This is a genomic window from Mesorhizobium sp. M2A.F.Ca.ET.039.01.1.1, assembly GCF_003998035.1.
Lineage (GTDB): Bacteria > Pseudomonadota > Alphaproteobacteria > Rhizobiales > Rhizobiaceae > Mesorhizobium.
Genome location: NZ_RZRY01001064.1, coordinates 1 through 1,618 on the forward strand (window position 1 = coordinate 1; position 1,618 = coordinate 1,618).

The following is a 1,618-nucleotide window of genomic DNA, read 5'->3' on the forward strand; positions in this document are numbered from 1 at the left end:
CCGCAAGGTGGAGAACGTTGAGATGAAGTTGTTGCGCTATGGCGAAGCTGGCAGTGAAAAGCCCGGCCTGCTTGATGCGGATGGGAATATCCGCGACCTTTCCGCTCATGTCGCCGATATTGCCGGGACGACGCTTCATCCGGCCTCGCTGGAGATGCTCTCCAAGCTCGATCCCAAGACGCTGCCGGTGGTCTCCGGCAAGCCGCGCCTGGGCGCCTGCGTCGCCGGCACGGGCAAATTTATCTGCATCGGCCTCAACTATTCCGATCACGCCGCCGAGACCGGCGCCACGGTGCCGCCGGAGCCGATCATCTTCATGAAGGCAAGTTCCGCCATCGTCGGCCCGGATGACGACGTGCTCATCCCGCGCGGTTCGGAAAAGACCGATTGGGAAGTCGAGCTCGCCGTGATCATTGGCAAGACGGCAAAATATGTTTCGGAGGACGACGCGCTGGATTATGTCGCCGGCTACGCCGTCGCGCATGATGTGTCGGAGCGCGCCTTCCAGGCCGAGCGCCAGGGCCAGTGGACCAAGGGCAAATCCTGCGACACGTTCGGACCGATCGGCCCGTGGCTGGTCACCAAGGACGAGGTCGCCGACCCGCAGAACCTGAAGATGTGGCTGACCGTCAACGGCAAGACCATGCAGAACGGCTCGACCAAGACCATGGTCTACGGCGTGAAGTATCTGGTCTCCTATCTCAGCCAGTTCATGTCGCTGCATCCCGGCGACATCATCTCCACCGGCACGCCGCCCGGCGTCGGGCTGGGCATGAAGCCGCCGGTGTTCCTGAAGGCCGGCGACGTGGTGGAGCTCGGCATCGAAGGCATGGGCCAGCAGAAGCAGACGTTCAAGGCGGACGAGTAAGCCGGCGCTTACCTCAACACCTTCCCATCCGCGCCAAGCCGATACGTCTTCGCCGCGTCCGGCGTCGCATAAAGCGTCGCGCCGGGCTCGGCATTGTACACGCCGAAGATGCGCACCGTGATCAGCCCGGCCTTCTCGCAGTCGAGGTAGAGGTTGGTGTCGGCGCCGAGATGCTCGGCATGCACCACCGTGCCCTTCCAGGCGCCGGAATTCGCATCGACTGTCAGATGCTCCGGCCGCACCCCGATGGTCTTCGCCGTTTCGCCCAGTCGCGCGCCGTCGATGAAATTCATCTTCGGCGAGCCGATGAAGCCGGCGACGAATTCGTTGGCCGGCGAATTGTAGAGCTCCATCGGGCTGCCGATCTGCTCGATGCGGCCGGCATTGAGGACGACGATCTTGTCAGCCAGCGTCATCGCCTCGACCTGGTCGTGGGTGACATAGATCATCGTCGCCCTGAGCCGCCGGTGCAGTTGCGCGATCTCCAGCCTTGTGTTGACGCGCAGCGCCGCATCGAGGTTCGACAGCGGCTCGTCGAACAGAAAAAGCTTCGGCTCGCGCACCACGGCGCGGCCGATGGCGACGCGCTGGCGCTGGCCGCCCGACAATTCCGCAGGGCGGCGCTCGAGATAGGGCTCGAGCGACAGCATCGCGGATGCGATCTTGATGCGGCGCTCGATCTCGGCGGTTGGCGTGCCGGCCTGCTTGAGGCCCAGCGCCATGTTGTTCTTCACCGTCAGATGCGGATAG

At 63.9% G+C, this 1,618-nt stretch carries 2 protein-coding genes; one reads left to right on the top strand and one right to left on the bottom strand.

Annotated elements, in window-relative coordinates; genetic code table 11:
* The first annotated feature begins 22 nt into the window (after positions 1-22).
* Positions 23-868, top strand: a complete 846-nt coding sequence (locus EOA24_RS37255) for a fumarylacetoacetate hydrolase family protein (protein WP_126079960.1) — start codon at positions 23-25, stop codon at positions 866-868.
* A gap of 8 nt (positions 869-876) precedes the next feature.
* Here EOA24_RS37255 and EOA24_RS37260 read toward each other — a convergent pair.
* Positions 877-1,618 (bottom strand): ATP-binding cassette domain-containing protein (locus tag EOA24_RS37260; protein ID WP_127410781.1); only part of this gene is annotated, 742 nt, incomplete at its 5' end.